General features: G+C 64.4%; 16 protein-coding genes and 3 tRNA genes. 5 read left to right on the forward strand and 14 right to left on the reverse strand.

What is annotated here, in order from left to right:
• The first annotated feature begins 87 nt into the window (after nt 1–87).
• Nucleotides 88–1,020: a LysR family transcriptional regulator gene (locus tag HLG70_RS13205; RefSeq protein ID WP_171663194.1), complete on the forward strand. Its 933-nt coding sequence runs from the start codon at nt 88–90 to the stop codon at nt 1,018–1,020.
• A 65-nt stretch (nt 1,021–1,085) separates the two neighbouring features.
• Nucleotides 1,086–2,426, forward strand: a complete 1,341-nt coding sequence (gene argG / locus HLG70_RS13210) for an argininosuccinate synthase (RefSeq protein WP_171663195.1) — start codon at nt 1,086–1,088, stop codon at nt 2,424–2,426.
• 479 nt (nt 2,427–2,905) lie between these two features.
• Here the strand turns inward: argG and HLG70_RS13215 are convergent, their stop codons facing one another.
• The 12 genes from HLG70_RS13215 to rnr form a co-directional block, all read right to left on the reverse strand.
• The gene (locus HLG70_RS13215; protein WP_171663196.1) at nt 2,906–4,831 is read right to left on the reverse strand and encodes a potassium transporter Kup; all 1,926 of its coding nucleotides are present in this window, start codon (nt 4,829–4,831) and stop codon (nt 2,906–2,908) included.
• Complete coding sequence (locus HLG70_RS13220) at nt 4,828–5,943, reverse strand: sensor histidine kinase (RefSeq protein ID WP_171663197.1); 1,116 nt, start codon at nt 5,941–5,943, stop codon at nt 4,828–4,830. The genes HLG70_RS13215 and HLG70_RS13220 overlap by 4 nt, the downstream gene beginning before the upstream one ends.
• Before the next feature lie 66 nt (nt 5,944–6,009).
• On the reverse strand, nt 6,010–6,681 hold the full coding sequence (locus tag HLG70_RS13225; RefSeq protein WP_057285123.1) for a response regulator transcription factor: 672 nt from the start codon (nt 6,679–6,681) through the stop codon (nt 6,010–6,012).
• A gap of 64 nt (nt 6,682–6,745) precedes the next feature.
• Nucleotides 6,746–7,210 (reverse strand): ExbD/TolR family protein, encoded by a 465-nt coding sequence (locus HLG70_RS13230; RefSeq protein ID WP_171663198.1) that lies wholly within the window; start codon nt 7,208–7,210, stop codon nt 6,746–6,748.
• The gene (locus HLG70_RS13235; RefSeq protein WP_171663199.1) at nt 7,210–8,187 is read right to left on the reverse strand and encodes a MotA/TolQ/ExbB proton channel family protein; all 978 of its coding nucleotides are present in this window, start codon (nt 8,185–8,187) and stop codon (nt 7,210–7,212) included. The genes HLG70_RS13230 and HLG70_RS13235 overlap by 1 nt, the downstream gene beginning before the upstream one ends.
• Before the next feature lies 1 nt (nt 8,188).
• A complete protein-coding gene (locus HLG70_RS13240) occupies nt 8,189–8,992 on the reverse strand; it encodes an energy transducer TonB (RefSeq protein WP_171663200.1) in 804 nt (267 codons plus the stop codon).
• Nucleotides 8,993–9,338: 346 nt separating this feature from the next.
• Nucleotides 9,339–9,414 (reverse strand) — tRNA-Val (locus tag HLG70_RS13245).
• A gap of 147 nt (nt 9,415–9,561) precedes the next feature.
• Complete coding sequence (locus HLG70_RS13250) at nt 9,562–9,834, reverse strand: HU family DNA-binding protein (protein ID WP_003812968.1); 273 nt, start codon at nt 9,832–9,834, stop codon at nt 9,562–9,564.
• Between the two features lie 356 nt (nt 9,835–10,190).
• Nucleotides 10,191–10,871: a Fe2+-dependent dioxygenase gene (locus HLG70_RS13255; RefSeq protein ID WP_171663201.1), complete on the reverse strand. Its 681-nt coding sequence runs from the start codon at nt 10,869–10,871 to the stop codon at nt 10,191–10,193.
• 60 nt (nt 10,872–10,931) lie between these two features.
• Nucleotides 10,932–12,176 (reverse strand): cystathionine gamma-synthase family protein, encoded by a 1,245-nt coding sequence (locus HLG70_RS13260; protein ID WP_171663202.1) that lies wholly within the window; start codon nt 12,174–12,176, stop codon nt 10,932–10,934.
• 49 nt (nt 12,177–12,225) lie between these two features.
• Nucleotides 12,226–12,963, reverse strand: coding sequence for a 23S rRNA (guanosine(2251)-2'-O)-methyltransferase RlmB (rlmB, locus tag HLG70_RS13265; protein WP_171663203.1), 738 nt, complete (start codon nt 12,961–12,963; stop codon nt 12,226–12,228).
• Between the two features lie 139 nt (nt 12,964–13,102).
• Nucleotides 13,103–15,520: a ribonuclease R gene (rnr, locus tag HLG70_RS13270; RefSeq protein ID WP_419144771.1), complete on the reverse strand. Its 2,418-nt coding sequence runs from the start codon at nt 15,518–15,520 to the stop codon at nt 13,103–13,105.
• Between the two features lie 287 nt (nt 15,521–15,807).
• Here rnr and HLG70_RS13275 point away from each other — a divergent pair.
• Nucleotides 15,808–15,892 (forward strand) — tRNA-Leu (locus HLG70_RS13275).
• A gap of 137 nt (nt 15,893–16,029) precedes the next feature.
• Here HLG70_RS13275 and HLG70_RS13280 read toward each other — a convergent pair.
• Complete coding sequence (locus HLG70_RS13280; protein ID WP_171663205.1) at nt 16,030–16,641, reverse strand: tRNA-uridine aminocarboxypropyltransferase; 612 nt, start codon at nt 16,639–16,641, stop codon at nt 16,030–16,032.
• Nucleotides 16,642–16,791: 150 nt separating this feature from the next.
• Here HLG70_RS13280 and HLG70_RS13285 point away from each other — a divergent pair.
• Nucleotides 16,792–16,876: transfer RNA gene (locus HLG70_RS13285), tRNA-Leu, on the forward strand.
• A gap of 188 nt (nt 16,877–17,064) precedes the next feature.
• Here HLG70_RS13285 and HLG70_RS13290 read toward each other — a convergent pair.
• Nucleotides 17,065–17,508: a GNAT family N-acetyltransferase gene (locus tag HLG70_RS13290; RefSeq protein ID WP_171663206.1), complete on the reverse strand. Its 444-nt coding sequence runs from the start codon at nt 17,506–17,508 to the stop codon at nt 17,065–17,067.
• Nucleotides 17,509–17,625: 117 nt separating this feature from the next.
• On the opposite strand from HLG70_RS13290, the gene HLG70_RS13295 reads away from it, so the two are divergent.
• The gene (locus HLG70_RS13295) at nt 17,626–18,519 is read left to right on the forward strand and encodes a DMT family transporter (RefSeq protein ID WP_171663207.1); all 894 of its coding nucleotides are present in this window, start codon (nt 17,626–17,628) and stop codon (nt 18,517–18,519) included.
• The last annotated feature ends 17 nt before the right edge of the window (nt 18,520–18,536 follow it).

The following is an 18,536-nucleotide window of genomic DNA, read 5'->3' on the forward strand; positions in this document are numbered from 1 at the left end:
CTGCGGTGAAAGCGTCATGGTCCCGGATTGCGGGCTGGCTAACAATGCTATATCTTTGATTTCAGATATACATAAATCAAATATCCCATGGATCTCAAGCAGATCGAATATTTCGTGCGCGTGGCGGAACGGCGCAGCTTCTCGCGCGCCGCCGAAATGCTGGACGTGGCCCAGCCCACCCTCAGCCGGCAGGTCCGGCTGCTGGAGCTGGAACTGGGCCAGCACCTGCTCTACCGCAACGGCCGCGGCGCCGAACCCACCGAAGCGGGCCTGCGCTTCCTGGAATACGCCCGCGCCCTGCTGACCCTGGCCGAACGCGCCAAGGAAGATCTGCAGACCCTGCGGGAAACACCCACCGGCAAAGTCATCGTCGGCCTGCCGCCGCGCATCGCGCGCGTGCTGACACCCCCGCTCGTGCAGGCCTTCCGCCGCAGCTTTCCCGACGCGTCCATCGCCGTTGCCGAAGGCCTGAGCGCGCAGGTACGCGAATGGCTGCTGGCCGGCCGGGTCGACCTGGCCCTGCTCTACGACCCCGCGCCATCACCGCAACTGGCCTATGAATCGCTGTTTCGCGAAGACCTGGTCCTGGCTGCTGCGGCCGGACATGAGCCTCCCCTGCCCGCGCGCGTGCCCGTGGCGCGGCTGGGCGACTACCCGCTGGTGCTGCCCAGCCTGCCCAACGCCATCCGCACCCTGGTCGAAAGCGTGTGCCGCGCCCAAGGCGTGCGCCTGAAGGTCGCGGCCGAGGTCGACGCCGTGCAGACCATCGTGGAGCTGGCCGCGCAAGGCGACGCCTACGCCATTCTTCCCCGCTCGGCCGCGCGCGGCCCGGCCGCCGAACACGAGCTGTCCCTGTCCGACATCTGCTCGCCCACCATCACCAACAACCTCGTGCTGGCCAGCGCCCGCCACCGGCCCGCCACGCGGCTGGCGACGGCCACCGGCCTGCTCATACGCAGGCTCCGGCTGGCCGAGCTGTTCGCCCCGCCCGGCCAGCCCCCCTCAAAAGAGTTAAAATAGGCCGCTATATTTCTTGTTTGGCGGCTCGTTGCTGTCAAAGTCCTGTTGGCGTCTCACCTCAAACAATGACCACTATCCTCCCGAACCTTCCCACCGGCCAGAAGGTCGGCATCGCCTTTTCCGGCGGCCTCGACACCAGCGCCGCGCTCCTCTGGATGCGCAATAACGGCGCCATCCCCTACGCCTACACGGCGAACCTGGGCCAGCCCGACGAGTCCGACTACGACGAGATCCCCCGCAAGGCCATGGCCTACGGCGCCGAAAACGCCCGCCTGATCGACTGCCGCCAGCAACTGGTGGCCGAAGGCATCGCCGCCCTGCAAGCGGGCGCGTTCCACATCTCGACCGCCGGCATCACGTACTTCAACACGACGCCCATCGGCCGCGCCGTCACCGGCACGATGCTGGTGGCCGCCATGAAGGAAGACAACGTCAACATCTGGGGCGACGGCAGCACCTTCAAGGGCAACGACATCGAGCGCTTCTACCGCTACGGCCTGCTCACCAACCCGGAACTCAAGATCTACAAGCCCTGGCTGGACCAGCGCTTCATCGACGAACTGGGCGGCCGTTCGGAAATGTCCGAGTACATGCGCCAAGCCGGCTTCGACTACAAGATGTCGGCCGAAAAAGCCTACTCGACCGACTCGAACCTGCTGGGCGCCACCCACGAAGCCAAGGACCTGGAACAGCTGAACTCCGGCATCCGCATCGTCAAGCCCATCATGGGCGTCGCCTTCTGGCGCGACGATGTGGCCGTCAAGGCCGAGGAAGTCACCGTCCGCTTCGAGGAAGGCCAGCCGGTCGCCCTGAACGGCGTTGAATACAGCGACCCCGTCGAACTGCTGCTGGAAGCCAACCGCATCGGCGGCCGCCACGGCCTGGGCATGAGCGACCAGATCGAAAACCGCATCATCGAAGCCAAGAGCCGCGGCATCTATGAAGCTCCGGGCCTGGCCCTGCTCTTCATCGCCTACGAGCGCCTGGTCACCGGCATCCACAACGAAGACACCATCGAGCAGTACCGCGAAAACGGCCGCAAGCTGGGCCGCCTGCTGTACCAGGGCCGCTGGTTCGATCCGCAAGCCATCATGCTGCGCGAAACCGCCCAGCGCTGGGTCGCCCGCGCCATCACCGGCGAAGTCACCATCGAACTGCGCCGCGGCAATGACTATTCGCTGCTGAACACCGAATCGGCCAACCTCACGTACGCACCCGAGCGCCTGTCCATGGAAAAGGTGGAAAACGCCCCCTTCACGCCGGCCGACCGCATCGGCCAGCTGACCATGCGCAACCTCGACATCGTCGACACCCGCGAAAAGCTCTTCACCTACGTGAAGACCGGCCTGCTGTCCTCCAGCGGCACCTCCCTGCCCCAGCTGACGGACGCCGCCAAGAAGAAGTAATTCTTCAAGGCCAACAAAAAACCCCTCGGAAAACCGAGGGGTTTTTTATTTGGGTGAGATGTCAATCATCGCATCACCGCCAGACACCAACATTCAGCACCAACACAATCACCCACGCGCGCAGCGTCATCGCCACGCCGCAAGACACCGCAAAAGCCCCATAAGGCCGCCCGCGCGGCCGGCCTGGGGCGAACCCCGCAAGACCTTCCGCCACAATCCCCCGCAGGCGAGAACCCTAAGCACGCAAGTCGTCCCAGCGGCCTTCATGCTTCAGCCAGCGGAGCCCGGCGTGGCGGGGGCCTGGGGAGCGCGGGGCGTCGATAAGCCCGAGGGAATCGGAAGGCAGGCGCCGCAGGCGCCAACGACGATGACGAAGGGGGAAGTCCGGAGCGAAGGCTCCGGACCGCAATCGCAGCCCCGCGCTCCCCAGGCCCCCGCCACGCCGGGCGCCTCAAGAACCACCAAAGCCCCAAAAAAAACTACAACTCGACCTGCATCCCCATCTCCACAACCCGATTCGCCGGAATCTTGAAAAACTTCGTGCTCCGCGTCGAATTCCGCGCCATGAACGAAAACACCGCCCGCCGCCACCGCGACAGCGCAGGCTTCTTCGCCGCCACCACCGTCTGCCGCGACAGGAAATAGGACGTGCGCATCGGCTCCAGATCCACCTCCGGATACGCCTCGGCCACCAGCCGCAGCGCCTCCGGCACGTCGGGATCTTCCTTGAAGCCGTAATTCACCGTCGCCGTCCAGCTCGACGCGCTCAGCTTCTCCACGACGAAACGCTCTTCCGGAGAAATGTACGGCACATCCGCCACCAGGATGGTCAGGAACAGCACATGATCATGCAGCACCTTGTTGTGCTTCAGATTGTGCAGCAGCGCCGGCGGCACATTGCCCGAATTCATCGTCATGAAGATCGCCGTGCCCGGCACGCGCGACGGCGGGTACTCCTCAAGCTGCTCCATGAATTCCTTGAGCGGCTGGCGATCCCGCTGCTGCATCTCGGACAGCAGCCGGCGGCCGCGACGCCACGTCATCATCAACGTAAACACCACGATCGCCACCACCAGCGGCAACCAGCCGCCTTCATGAATCTTGAAGACGTTGGCCGAAAACAGCAGCACATCGAACAGCAGCAGCAAGCCCAGCACCGTAAACCACAGCATGCGCTTGATCCCCGTACTGCCGCGCGGCAGCACCGCGAACGCCAGCACCGAGGTCGTCAGCATCGTGCCCGTCACCGCGAAACCGTAGGCCGCCGCCAGGTTGTCCGAATTGCGGAACAGCAGCACCAGGACCAGCACCGCGCACAACAGCAGCGCATTGACCTGCGGCAGATAGATCTGGCCCTTCTCGACCGCCGACGTATGCAGGATCTGCATGCGCGGCCAGAACCCCAGTTGCACGGCCTGGCGCGTTACCGAGTAAGCGCCGGAAATCACCGCCTGGGAGGCCACGATAGTCGCAATGGTGGCCAGCGCCACCAACGGCGCCAGCCCCCACTCGGGAGACATCAGGAAAAACGGATTGCGGATCGCCGTGGGATCGCGCAGCAACAGCGCGCCCTGGCCGAAATAACACAGGGTCAGCGCCGGCAGCACCATGCTGAACCAGGCGCGGCGGATCGCCGGACGGCCGAAGTGGCCCATGTCGGCGTACAGCGCCTCGGCGCCCGTCAGCGCCAGCACCACCGCGCCCAGCAGCACGAAACTGATCCAGGGGAATTCGATGATGAACCGCAGGCCGTACATCGGGTTCAACGCCGCCAGCACCTCGGGCGTCTGCCAGATCTGCCAGCCACCCAGGGCAGCCAGCGTGCCGAACCACAACAGCATCACCGGCCCGAACAGCTTGCCCATCGCGCCCGTGCCATGCGACTGGATCGCAAACAGCGCCACCAGCACCACCAGCGCGATCGGCACCACCCACGCATCCAGCTGATGCGACACGATGCCGATGCCCTCCAGCGCCGACAGCACCGAAATGGCAGGCGTAATCATGCTGTCGCCGTAGAACAGCGCCGCGCCGAAAATTCCCAGAACGATCAGCACCCAGCGCAGCTTGCCTTCGCGCGCGCGCACCGCCAGTTCCAGCAGCGCCAGCGTGCCGCCCTCGCCGCGATTGTCCGCGCGCAGCACCAGGGTCACGTATTTCAAGGACACCACCACCATCAGCATCCAGAACAGGATGGACAGCACGCCCAGCAGATGCGCCGGCTCCAGGTCGGTGTGCACGCTCAGGCCGGTCAGGCAGGCCCGCAACGTATACAAGGGGCTGGTGCCGATATCCCCGTACACCACGCCCAGCGCGCCCAGGACTAGGGCGGCTCGCGACGAGGGCGCATGCGCGCCTGCGGGACCGATGGACGAGGAAGGAGCGCTAACCGTACCCTGGCTCATGATGCGGGTTCTTGACGAGTGAGTTGAGCCCCTTTGCGGGGGCCGGGAAACACGACGGAAAGCCGTGTTCCGGAAAAATCCGGGCGGCTGGTGAGCTTCCACCAGGCGCCATGCGCATGCGCGATCTCGCGCACGATGGCCAGTCCCAGGCCCGAGCCGCCCGCCGTGGCGGTAGGCGACCGGTAGAACGCTTCAAAGACGCGATCGCGCTCTTCGGGCGGGATCCCGGGCCCGTCATCTTCCACCGTCAGCGACGGCGGGTTGGCGCCGACGATCAGCGTGATGCGGCCCGTCGGATTGCCATAGCGCAAGGCATTGTCGATCAGGTTGCCCAGCAGTTCAGCCAGCAGCAAGGGGTCCGCATCGATCCAGATGGGCGTATCGGGCGCCGCCAGGTCCAATTCGTAATGGGCCTCCCGCACTCGCGGAAACCATTCGGCGCCATGCACCCGCACCCATTCGCACAGGTCGATGCGCACAAAGCTGTCTTGCGGCCGGGCATTGGGGTCGGCGCGCGCCAGCACCAGCAGTTGCTGGCCCAGCCGGATCATGCGGTCGCTGACCGCCTTGATGCGCTCCGCGCGCGCCCGGACATCGTCGGGCAAGGGGCGGGCCAGCATGAGCTCCGACTCCAGCCTCAGACCGGACAAAGGGGTGCGCAACTGATGCGCCGCATGGCCGATGAAGCGCCGTTGCGCCGCGAGCGACGCGTCCAGCCGCAGCAGCAGGTCATTCGTGTGGGTCACCAGCGGCTCGATCTCCACCGGCACGCCCGCCACTTCCAGCGGCTGCATATCGTCGATGGAGCGCTGCCGGATCTCCTCGGACAGATGATTCACCGAACGCAGGCCGGACCGCACGCCCTGCACTACCACCCACGTGAACAGGGCGATCAGCGCCACCTGCCCCACGACCATCAGCCAGAAGAAGTCCTCAAGCATCCAGAGCGACATGTCGATCTTGTGCGTGATGACCCAGGTCGCCGCCAGGTCCAGCAGGACTAGCAGCAGGATCGGCGGCATCAGTCGGATGACCAGATGCCGCGCAAGCGAACGAGAGGGGAGCAAGGGGCGCGGAGCCGGGGATGCGGGAGGAATGCGTTCCTGCGTCATGACGCGTAGCCCTTGCTTAGGCGGATGGGTGCGTGCGACCGGTACGAGCCGGCCACAGCCGGCTCGTCAGGCCGCTTCCACATCCAGCATGTAGCCGAAGCCGCGGACTGTCTGGATGCTGGCGCCCGTGCCTTCCAGGCGCTTGCGCAAGCGGTACACGTAGACTTCGACCGCGTTTTCGCTGAAATCGGCGTCCCAGGCGGACAGCGAGTTCACGATTTGGCGCTTGGTCACGACGCGGCCGACGCGGGCCATCAGCATTTCCAGCACGGAGAGTTCGCGCACCGACAGCGACAGGCGCTGACCGTTGGCGCGGACTTCGCGGCCGACCGTGTCGAAAACCAGGGGGCCTACTTCGATCAGCGGCTGCGCCTGGCCGGCGCGGCGGCGGCCAAAGGCGCGCACACGGGCCGCCAGCTCGGGCAGCTCGAAAGGCTTGGTGACGTAGTCATCTGCCCCCGCATCCAGACCGGCGACGCGGTCTTCGATGCCATCTCGGGCGGTAAGAATCAGAACGGGAACCTGGTTGCCGTCTTGGCGCAACTGCCGCAGGACATCCAGCCCGCTCATGCCGGGAAGGTTGAGGTCGAGCAGCATCAGGTCATAGGGCTGGCCTGCCAAGGCGCCCAATACCCGGTCGCCCTCGGTCAGCCAGTCGACCGCATAACCCTGGTCGGCCAGAAATTCCTGGAGCGCATGGCCCAGGGTGGTGTCGTCTTCGATTACCAGAACTCGCATGCCGCGATTCTAGCGCGATCCCGAAAAAAAGGGGCGCGAAATGCGCCCCCTTTCCCGGAATCGTTCACCCCCCGGACGGTGCCGCGGCGGGGGCCGGGGCGACGGATCCGCCCGAAGGCGGCGTCGTGACAAAGCCGATGCGCGTCATGCCCGAGCGGCGCGCCGAGGCCATGACCTTGGCCAGCGTTTCGTAGCGGGTGTTCTGATCGGCGCGGATGCGGATCTCGGGTTGCGGCTTGGTGCCGGCGATCGACTTGAAGCGATTGGGCAGGTCGTCGATATTGACCGGCTTCTCGTCCCAGAACAGCGCGCCGCTGGCATCAATGGCCAGATCCACGGTCTTGGGCTCTTCCTCGATCTGCTCGGCGGCCACCTGGGGCATGTTGATCTTGATCGAGTGCGCCAGCAGCGGCGCCGTGATGATGAAGATCACCAGCAGCACCAGCATGACGTCGATCAGGGGCACCATGTTGATCTCGGAAACCGCGTGGCTCCCTGATCCTTTACCCTCAAAGCTGCCAAAGGCCATTATTCGCTCCCGCGTTGAACCGCAGCGCCATTCTGGCGGCGCAGCGCGCGCACCTTGCCGTCGGACAGCGCAACTTGCTGGCCGGTGGTCAGGAACGCGAACAGGTCATGCGCAAAGGCATCCAGGCGCGACAGGAACACGCGGTTATTGCGCACAAAGGTGTTGTACGCCAGCACCGCGGGGATTGCCACCGCCAGGCCCAGGCCCGTCATGATCAGCGCTTCGCCCACCGGACCGGCGATGCGGTTGATGGTGACGCCATCGGACAGGCCGATGCCGACCAGCGCGTGATACACACCCCAGACCGTGCCGAACAGGCCCACGAACGGCGCCGTCGAACCCACCGAAGCCAGCACCGTCAGGCCGTTTTCCAGCTTGGCGGTTTCTTCGTCGATCACCTTGCGCATGGTGCGCGTGACGAAATCGGAATTGGTGCCTGACTCTTCCAGCTTGGTCGCGCCGAACTTGTTGTGGTGCGCCTGGGCGTGCATGGCGTGGCTGGCCAGGTGCGAGAACGGGTCGCGCGCGCCGTGCGTGCTGATTTCGTGCTCGACCTGCTCCAGCGAGCTGGCGTTCCAGAACTTGTTCAGGAAGTCAGCCGAGCGCCTGCGCATGCTGACGTTGCTGGCGGCCTTGACCAGGATCAGGTACCAGGTCACCAGCGACATCAGGATCAGGATGATGAACAGGCTCTTGCCCACGAAGTCGCTCTGCGCGACGAAGTGCAGGAAGCCCATGTCGGGAACGGCGGCCGGGGCCGGAACCGCGGGCAGCGCGGCGGCGGCGCTGTGCAGCGCGTCGGCCGATTGCTGGACGGCGCCGGCGGCTTGCTGGGCGACATCGCCAGCGGTCGTGGCGGCTTGTTGGGCCGCGGGCGCGGCCGCAGCCGCGGCGGGCGCAGCGGCGGCGGCAGCCGGCGCGGCCGGACTGGTGGTCGCCTGCGCCACCAGGGTGGCGCTATGCAGTGCGTTGGACATCTCAGTTCCTCATTACGAAATCGAACGGAATTTTGGCTTTGGCGGGATAGGCCACGCCGTTACGGGTATAGGGCTTGAAACGACCCTTGCGGGCGGCGGCCAGAGCCGATTCGTCCAGGCGCGGAAAACCTGACGACGCATCGATGGTTGCCCGCTCCACCAGCCCTTGGGTATTGATTTCTACCAGAACCACCACACGGCCCTCTTCCCGCATGCGACGCGACGCCATCGGGTAGTTCGGCATGGGGCGCGCGCCCTGGAATTCAATACTGGAGACCAGCACAGGCTGATCAGGCGGCGGCCCCTGCTGGGGACCCTGCGGCGCCTGCGTGCCTTCCGGCGCGCCGCTGGGCGGCGTCTGCTGGGGAGGCGTTTCCTTCTTGGGCTCCGGTTTGACTTCCTGCTTGGGCTGGGGCTTGGGCTTGGGTTTCGGCTTGGGCTTGGGCGCCGGCATCGGCGGTTTTTCAACCACCGGTTCGGGTTCCGGCTCCGGTTCCGGCTCGGGCTTCAATTCGGGTTCGGGCTCGGGTTCCGGCTCGATCTCGGGTTGCGGCTCGGGCGGCGTCTCCGTCACCGGTTGCGGCACTTCAGGAGTGGGTTCGGCTTTGGCGATCTGGGGAATGGGGGCATCCACCACGCTCACCATGATTGCCTCGGGTTCCTCCAGTTCAGGACGATTTTCCGGCGCCATGAAGATGGCGCCGATCACCGCCGCGTGAAGCGCGACGACCGCCAGGCCAGCGCCTGCGCGTATACCAAAAGAAGACCGCGAAGAAGAATTCCAACCGCGTTGAAAACTAGGCATGAATCAGCCAGGGTGCATTGACTTATCCGGCCAGCCAGGGAATTGACGCGCACAAGAAGGCGACGCCGGCTGACCGGTACAAGCCCGTCATAATATCTTAAATGCGAATGATTCGCACGTTGTATTTCGTCTGGAACAGCGTAACACCCCTGATCAGGATCAAACCAGGAACGACAAAACGTTTACGAAAAAGGGAGCCGGCGCGACGACGCCCCCCCCCTGCGATCGTTTTTCAAACACCGGAAAACAAAAAACCCGCCACGGCGCCGTGTGCGGGTTGTATGTGGAATCCTGCTCTCGGAGCATGATTCGGGTTTGCGGGTCTGCGGGTTTGCGGGTTTGCTTTTGGTGGGTGCTACAGGGGTCGAACCTGTGACCTACGCCGTGTAAAGGCGCCGCTCTACCAACTGAGCTAAGCACCCGTTTCGATGCAGCCGCAAGACGAAAATTCGTGCAAGACAACTGCCAACTGGGGCACTCAAAAGCAATACGCGGGCCGGAGTATACCGGACCGCGTACTTGTCGGCAAATCGCCTGAGGACTGGGCCTGGCGATCCGCCTGCCGTCCATCAGTTGACGGCGTCCTTCAGGGCCTTGCCCGGACGGAACTTCGGCACTTTGGCCTTTTTGATCTTGATGGTCTCGCCAGTGCGCGGGTTACGACCGGTGCGCGCGGCGCGAGCCGACACGGCAAACGTGCCGAAACCAACCAGCGTGACCGTACCGCCTTTCTTCAGCGTGGTCTTGACGGCACCGATCAGGGCGTCGAGCGAACGGCCGGCTGCAGCCTTGGAAATATCGGCCTTGCTGGCGATATGATCGATGAGTTCGGTTTTGTTCATTCAGGTGTACCCCTCACAAGGTGTGGAGTCTGCCGGGAGAGCGCAGTTCATGGACGTCATGATTGGATGCCACGATTGGACGCAAGACCCGGCAAACAACGAACAGACAGTGGATAAACTTTTTTCTTGCGCTGCAAAGCACAACTTTTAAACTGCTGCGCCGCTTAGGATTCGATGGCATGTTGCCTTCAAACCGTCAGCGACGCAGACATGTATTAGGCCTTGGCGTGGCGCGGCTGTCAAGCGAAAACCTCACCGCAACCCGCGTCAATACTAGCTTTTAGCTGTTTTCGCAATAAACAAAAACGCGCATTTAGGGGTTTGCGCGACACCCCGGGAAAACACTTTAGGCTTCATCAAACGTCGGCCCAGCGGCGCAGCAGATTGTGATAAATACCGGTCAGCTGCACGATCGAGGCATGCCCCGCCACATCCTGGTTCAGACGCTGTATGGCCACGTCCATGTCCAGCAACAAGGCACGCTGACTGTCTTCGCGCACCAGGCTTTGCATCCAGAAGAACGAACTCACGCGCGCGCCGCGGGTGACCGGATTGACCTTGTGCAGGCTGGTGCCGGGGTACAGCACCATATGCCCTGCCGGCAACTTCACCGCGCGCGGACCATAGGTGTCGTCGATGACGAGTTCGCCGCCATCATAGGAATCGGGATCGGAGAAGAACAGCGTGGCGGACAAATCCGTGCGCACCCGCTCCGCCGTGCCGGTGATGCCGCGCACGGCGTTGTCCACGTGATAGCCGAAGGCCTCGCCGCCCTCATAGCGGTTGAACAGCGGCGGGAATATCTTGCGCGGCAAGGCCGCCGACATGAAGAGATTGTTGCCTGCCAGGCGCTGCAGGATCAGGCTGCCCAGTTCCTGCGCCAAGGGGTGCTGCTCGGGCAACTGGCGGTTGCGCTTGACCTCGGCCGACTGGTAGCCCGCCGTGACCTTGCCATCCACCCAGTCGGCGGCATCCAGCCGGCGCCGGATATCGGCCGCTTCTTGCTGCGTGAATACTTCTGCGATCTGTATAAGCATGGGTTCCTGCCCCGATTGCGTTGCCGGCGCGCCCGCGACAGCAGGTTCGCGCCTGCCGCATTATCCCTTCAGGCAACCATTGAGCGCCTGATCGAAATCAAACAGCAAATCCGCTTCATCCTCGATGCCCACCGACACGCGGATCAGGCTGTCCGCGATGCCCATCTGCTGGCGGCGTTCGGCGCCCATCTCGTAATAGATGGTGTGGGCGGCGGGCAGCGCCAGGCTGCGGGTGTCGCCAAGATGGGTCGCCATCAGCACGATGCGCAGGCGGTTCAGGAAATCGAAGCAGTCGACGCCGTCGGCCAGCTCGACGCCCAGCAGGCCGCCAAAGCGCGAACCGAACAGCGCCGCTGCGCGCGCATGCTGCGGATGTCCGGCCAGCCCGGGGTAATGCACCTTGGCCACGCCGGGATGCTCTTCAAGGAACCGCGCCAGGGCCAGCGCGTTGGCGCAGTGCTTGGCCATGCGCAGAGCCAGCGTCTCGGCGCCCACCGCGATGCGGTGCGCCGGCTCCGCGGCCAGCGTGCCGCCCATGTCGCGCAGCCCCTTCTTCTTGATCTGCGTCAGGCCCCAACTGGTGGAGGGCCCCTTTCTGTAGGCTTCATGGATGTTGGCGCTGGCGGACCAGTCGTACAGCCCGGTGTCCGTCACGGCGCCGCCCAAGGCATTGCCGTGACCGCCTATGTACTTCGACAGGGAATTCATCACGAGGGACGCGCCGACGGACGAGGGACGGAACATCCAGGGCGAAGTCAGCGTGTTGTCCACGACGTAGACCAGGCCCTTCTCGCGGCAGATCTCGCCGATCACGGCCAGGTCCGCGACTTGCGTGCCCGGATTGGCGATGGTCTCGGTGAAGACCATGCGCGTGTTGGGCTGGATCGCGGCGCGCACCTGCGACGAATCCGTCGCATCCACGAAGGTGATCTCCACGCCCAGCTCCTGCAGCGTGCCAAACAGGCTGTTCGTATTGCCGAACACGAACTGGCTGGACACCAGATGATCGCCCCGGCGCAGCAGCGTGGTGAAGATGGCAGCGAGCGCAGCCATGCCGGTGGCGAAGCTGACCGTGCCCTTGCCGCCTTCCATCTGGCTGATCTTGGCTTCGAGCGCCGTGGTCGTGGGCGTGCCCTGGCGCGCGTAGGTGAAGCCCGCCTTGCCCTGGAAGACGGCAGCCAGCTCGCGCGCGTCGTCGTACGCGAATTCGGACGACGGATGCATCGGCTTATGCACCGCTCCGTGCTCGACGGATTGACTGCGGTCGGAATGGAGGATCGTGGTGGTAAAGCCGTTCTGGTGCATGATGGGCTGACGCGAAAAGAAGGGAATCTACAAAGTAAGGGCGGGCTGATTACGATTGGCGCTGGCGCACGGTCTCATACAGGCAGACGGCGCTGGCCACGCTGACGTTCAGGCTTTCAACCGAACCCAGCATGGGAATATTCACAAGCTGGTCGCAGGTTTCGCGCGTCAGACGGCGCATGCCCTCGCCTTCGGCGCCCATGACCCAGGCCATCGGCTGGCGCGCATCGATCTGGTGCATGCTGCCGGTGGCTTCATCATCGGTGCCCACCAGCCACACCCCGCGGTCCTTCAGGCCGCGCATGGTGCGCGCCAGATTGGTCACCATCAGATAGGGCACGGTATCCGCCGCCCCGCAGGCCACGCGCTGCACCGTGGCATTCAGGCCGACAGCCCGGTCGCGCGGCGCGATCACCGCATGCACGCCCGCGGCGTCCGCGGTGCGCAGGCAGGCGCCCAGATTGTGGGGATCGGTCACGCCGTCAAGAATCAGCAGCAGCGGGGGGCCCTCGATCACATCGAGCACTTCGTCCACATCGACCGCGAGCTGGCGCTCATCGGCCAGTGCCACCACGCCCTGGTGGCGGGTGCCGCGCGCCAGGCCGTCCAGGCGCTCCGTCGGAACCGGATGCAGGCGGCGGCCGGCCTTTTCGGCCTGCTCGATGAATGTCTGCATGCGCTTGTCGCGGCGCGAGGCCTCGACATAGATTTCCTTGATCGACTCGGGCGCGTGGCGCAGCCGCGCGACAACCGCGTGAAACCCGGCCAGAACTTGGGTCGACGCCATAAAGCAATACCTTTAGATAAACGAATACCCGCCCCAGAGCGGGGCGGGCCACCGGACCAAGCCGGCAATAACCGCAATGTTACCCCTTTAGACCACGCCGCCAAACGACGGCATGGCCATAAGGAACATGAATCGCGCGTCAGTGCCGCTTGTGGACGGCCTTTTTGGCCGGCGCGGCGCGCTTGGCCGCCTTGGGCGGCTTGCTGGCCTTCTTGGCCTCCGCGCGCCTTTCCTTGGCGGTCTGGCCTTTCAGGGCGGCCGGCTTGGGCGATGCCGCTTTCTTCACGCGGCGCACCGGTTCGTCGGGTCCGCGGGCAGCCGCCTTGCGCAATGCGTCAAAGCTGGTGCCCTGGACCAGGCGGAATTCGATGCGGCGCGCTTCCAGGTCCACGCGCGACACCTGCACCTGCACCTTGTCGGTCAGGCGATAGCGCATGCCCGTGCGCTCGCCGCGCAGCTCATGCAGGGCGTCGTTGAACTGGAAGTACTCGCCACCCAGTTCGGAGACATGCACCAGGCCCTCCACGTGCAGCGTATCGAGCGTGACGAAAATGCCAAAGCTGGCCACGCCGGTAACGGTGCCGCTGAAGTCCTCGCCCACGCGCTCCTTGACGAACCAGCACTTGAGCCAGGCCTCGACATCGCGCGACGCCTCGTCCGCGCGGCGTTCGCTGGCGGACAGCACCAGGCCCATCTTTTCCCAGATGGCCAGTTCATGTTCGCGCTGCGTGCGGCCGATGACCACGGCGTGGTCATCCAGGCTGGGAACGTAGCGCTGGCCATCCAGCAGGGCCTTGATCACGCGGTGCGTGAGCAGGTCGGGATAGCGGCGGATCGGCGACGTGAAGTGGGCGTAGCCCGGATAGGACAGGCCGAAGTGGCCCATGTTGTCCGGGCTGTAGACGGCCTGCTGCATGGAGCGCAGGCACATGGTCTGCAACAGCTGGTAGTCGGGGCGCCCCCGCACGGAATCGAGGAAATCGCCGTAGTCCTTGGCCGTGGGCATCTCGCCTCCGCCCAGCGACAGCCCCATCGTGCGCAGGAACTCGCGCAGCGACTGCAGGCGTTCCGGCGTCGGGCCTTCGTGGATGCGGTACAGGCCAGGATGCTTGCTGCGCGTCATGAAATCGGCCGCGCAGGTGTTGGCGGCCAGCATGCACTCTTCGATCAGCTTGTGCGCGTCGTTGCGCACGGACGGCACGATCTGCTCGATGCGTCCCAGCTCGTTGCAGACGATCTTGGTCTCGACGGTATCGAAGTCGATGGCGCCGCGCTTCTTGCGCCCTTGCGACAGCACCTGGAAGAGCTCGTACAGATGCTGGATATGGGGCATGACGCTGCGCATCGCGTGCGCGGCCGGACCCCCAGGCTGCTGCAGGGCGGCCCAGATATTCGTGTAGGTCGTCCGCGCATGCGAGTGCATGACTGCGTTATAGAACTGGTAGGCAGTGACCGTGCCGGCCTTGGCGCCATTGGCGGGGATGACCATGTCGCACACCAGCACCAGGCGGTCGACGTCCGGATTCAGCGAGCACAGGCCGTTGGACAGCGATTCGGGCAGCATGGGAATGACCCGGCGCGGGAAGTACACGCTGGTGCCACGCTCGATGGCGTCGTCGTCCAGGGCATCGCCCGGGCGCACATAATGGCTTACGTCGGCGATGGCCACCAGCAGGCGCCAGCCCGGACGCTTGCGCTGGCCGGTGCCAAGTTCCACGGGTTCGCAATACACCGCATCGTCGAAGTCGCGCGCATCTTCGCCGTCGATCGTGATGAGCGGCACGTCGCGCAAATCCACGCGGCCTTTCAGGTCCCCCTTCGTCACTACGTCGGGCAGGCGCGCGGCCTGCTTGAGGGCGGCTTCCGAGAATTCGACCGGCACGTCGAACTTGCGCACCGCGATTTCGATTTCCATGCCGGGATCGTCGATCTCGCCCAGCACCTCGGCCACGCGGCCCAGAGGCTGAGTATGGCGCGTGGGCTGCGCCATGATTTCCACGGCGACGACCTGCCCGTGCTGGGCGCCATTGGTGTCGCTGGGCGGAATCAGGATGTCGTGCTTGATGCGCTGGTCCTCGGGCGCGACGATGGACAGGCCGTGCTCATGCAGGAAGCGCCCCACCAGCTTGTTGGTGCGGCGCTCGATGACTTCGACGATGGTGCCTTCCGGCTTGCCCCGGTATTCGCCCGTCGGCTTGACCAGCACTCGGTCGCCGTGCAGCACCTTGAGCATTTCACGGGGAGACAGGAACAGGTCGGGCCCGCCGTCATCGCGCAGCAGGAAGCCGAAGCCGTCGCGGTGACCCAGCACCTTGCCGGCGACGAAGTCCAGCTTGGTGGCCAGCAGCAGCACGCCCTTGCGGTTGGGCATCAGTTGCCCATCGCGCTCCATGGCGCCAAGGCGGCGCTCAAACCCCACCATCGTCGCCGCGCGCTCCACGCCCATGCGCTCGGCCAGCTCAACCGGAGACAACGGCGAACCTGCGGCGCGCAGCGCTGTCAGGATGGCTTCACGGGACGGAACATCAGGGTCGAAGTCCGGCGGCGCTTCGGGCAAGGGTGTTGATCTGTTGTTATTCGATTCGTTATTCGATTCGTTATTCGATCGTTTTGCCAAAGCTAAAATTTCCGTATATAATGCGCAGCTTCTGTGGTTCGCCCAAGGCTGAACACTGAAGCAGGAAATGGTCAGAAAGGGGTTGAAAACCCGGGTTGAAAAACCCATTGTAAAACCAACTGCCCTCTGGACGCATGTTTTAGTTCAACAGTTTAGTTAAATATGTTGAGCCAAGCGATGCAACTAGGGCCGCAGCGTAGCACATAGTTCTGACAGTATCCCTCAGTGCCCAGGTGGCGGAATTGGTAGACGCGCACGGTTCAGGTCCGTGTGCCGCAAGGTGTGGAGGTTCGAGTCCTCTCCTGGGCACCACGGAATTCCAATCAAGGCAATCTTGGATTACCTTGAGAGCAAAGGCTAAAAAGCCCCGAAAATCGAAAGATTTTCGGGGCTTTTGCTTTGCGGATTTAAACCGCCCGGATTATCCCGGCGGATCGAATCCGCCCCGCTCAGCGCCAGGGCACCTTGCGATTCAAATGGTGGCGCGCATAAAGATCCGCTCCCATTGCGTCGATCTGCCCGTCGATCAGCGCCTCGAAAGGATTAAGCAGCGCATCGAAATTGCGCGGTGACTCGATGGCGTTCAGTGCATGCGTCACCGCCTCGATGGTGGACAGCGCGCCCGGGACATCGGCGTGACGCACCCGATAGCGCGTGGACAGTCCGGCGGGCAGCATTACCCGCGGCAAGGCGGCCAACGCCGGATTGATATGAAGCAGCTTGCGCGCGTGCCCCCAGGTTCCGTCCGGCACGATGAGCTGGATGGGCATGTCCAGGCCCTGCCCGTAGCCCGGCTCCAGCACTTCTGCCCCATCGCCGGGAAACAGCAGGCGTGGCGCATGGCCAGGCGACGCCCAATCGCTTTCGGAGAAATATTCGCCCACCACACGGCGCGCGCCGGCCAGGCCAAGCACCGCGAGCCTGGCCGTGTTCAAGGCATGGCGCGCCTCGCTGGGATGCTGCAACACCACCACGCGGGTACGGCAGGACAGCGTAGGAATCAGGGCGCACAGACAGTGCGATTGAGGGCGCAGGCAACGCGTGCAGAGAGTACGAGACATGGGCGACACTATATCGAAAGCGGCCCGAACAAAAAAAAGTGAAAAAAATGCAGAACGACTTGCACACTTCAAAAAAAGTATGCATAATCTCGTTCCTCTGCTGCTGAACACGAAACAACGCGAAAGCGAAGCAAAATGTGAAGCAACAGCGCCCAGGTGGCGGAATTGGTAGACGCGCACGGTTCAGGTCCGTGTGCCGCAAGGTGTGGAGGTTCGAGTCCTCTCCTGGGCACCAATTATTACATCACGAGGTACCTGTCGTGATGCGCCAAGAAAAACCCCGTTCGCGAAAGCGTCCGGGGTTTTTTCTTTTCCGGTCCGGCCAGCTGGGGCTGGCGCCCTGCGAGGCAAGGTGCCCCGCGCTACAGGTGCCTCGCGCTACGTCAGCTTGCGCTACCACGACACCCGCCACGCCCTTACCCGCTACTTCAGCATGCGCGTCATGACCACATGCGGAATGCCGGCCTCGACGAATTCCTCGCCTTCCACCATGAACCCATGCGCCTCGTAGAAGCCCGCCGCATGCGTCTGCGCGTGGAGCACCAGCATGCGGTGGCCGTCGCCGTGCCCCTGTCCGATCAGCGCATCCAGCAACTGGCTGCCCACGCCCTTTCCGCGCGCCCTCTTGTGCACGGCCATGCGGCCGATATGCCCGTCGGGCAGCAGGCGCCCGGTGCCCATCGGCGCGCCATCGGGCCCATAGGCCACGGCATGCACCGATACCGCATCGTCGTCGTCCAGCTCGACCTCGGGCGGCACGTTCTGCTCGACGACGAACACCTCATGGCGAACCGAATAGGCGTCCTCGCGCAAGCGATCCCAGGTTCCAAGCGCAATACGCACCGTTGCTTGTTTGTTGGCCGGCATGTCCTTCCCCTCGCGTGCAGCAAATGAATAAGAGAATCCTACGCCGCATTTTCGCAGGGATGAAGGAGTGAGGAAAAGGGGTACGATCGCGGCTTGCCCACGTCGCCCATGCTCCCCATGCCGCCTGCCGCTACCCCCGCCTGGTTGAAAGCCGCGCCCGCGCTCTTCCTGCTCCTGTGGTCCAGCGGTTTCGTGGTGCTCAAAGTGGGGCTGGCCTATGCCGATCCGATGACGTTCCTGGCGCTGCGCTACGCCTGCGTGGTGCTCATTCTGGCGCCCTTCCTGCTTGTGCTGCGTCCGCCCCTGCCCGCCGGGGCCAGCGCCTGGGGCCATCTGGCCATGGTCGGCCTGCTGTTGCAGGCAGGCTACTTCTGCTTTACCTACCTGTCGCTCAAGCAAGGGATGTCGGCGGGCGCATTGGCGCTGATCACTTCCCTGCAGCCCATCCTGATCGGCCTGCTGGCGCCCGCGATCGCGCACGAGCGGGTCGACGCGAAGCGCTGGGCGGGCCTTGCGCTGGGCGTTGCCGGCGCCGCGCTCGTCATCATCGCCAAGGCCTCGATCGACGTGCTGGCGCCGTTGGGGCTGCTGTTCGCGGTGAGCGCCCTGCTCTGCATCACCGGCGGCACCCTGTACGAAAAACGCTTCGGTTCGCAAACCCACCCCGTCACCTCCAATCTGGTGCAGTACAGCGTCGGGCTTGCCGTCACCGCGCCGCTGGCTTTCTGGCTGGAGCCGATGCATATCGAATGGACCGGCGCCCTGCTGGGCTCGCTGGCCTATCTGGTGGTGGGCAATTCCCTGGTGGCCATCACATTGCTGCTGACCATGATCCGCCACGGCGAAGCCTCGCGCGTGTCCGCGCTATTCTTCCTGGTGCCGCCGTGCACGGCCGTCATCGCCCTGCTGATTCTGCGCGAACCGATACCCTTTCTGGCCTGGCCGGGCATGGCGCTGGCAGCCCTGGGCATCCTGCTGGTCACGCGCACGGCGCACACCGTGCCCAAGTAGAATGAGCGCCTTCCCGC

Origin of the sequence: Achromobacter deleyi, from assembly GCF_013116765.2 — a bacterium.
Lineage (GTDB): Bacteria > Pseudomonadota > Gammaproteobacteria > Burkholderiales > Burkholderiaceae_B > Achromobacter > Achromobacter deleyi_A.